The 262-nt window shown below is 60.7% G+C and carries 1 protein-coding gene; it reads left to right on the top strand.

The features are described from left to right. A partial coding sequence (locus CVH10_RS27365) for a hypothetical protein (protein ID WP_146143256.1) occupies positions 1-146 on the top strand: 146 nt, incomplete at its 5' end. Positions 147-262 lie beyond the last annotated feature (116 nt).

The raw sequence follows: 262 nt of genomic DNA on the forward strand, positions 1-262 counted from the left end.
CCGACGACGTGGCCGGCCGGACCAAGGTCTACGAGGCCATCGTCCGTGGCGACGACAGCTTCGAAGCCGGCATTCCCGAGAGCTTCAACGTTCTCATCAAGGAAATGCGTTCGCTGGGTCTGAACGTGGAGCTGGGGAACAGCTGATCCGGATCACGAGCCCTCTCTCGCCACGGCGGGGGAGGGCGATCCCTCCGCTTTTCTCCGTTCTGAATAATTTTCGCGGGTCAGCCCCGCAGAAGGAATCAAGATGAACCAGGAAG

Origin of the sequence: Halomonas sp. ND22Bw, from assembly GCF_003011945.1 — a bacterium.
GTDB lineage: Bacteria > Pseudomonadota > Gammaproteobacteria > Pseudomonadales > Halomonadaceae > Halomonas > Halomonas halophila.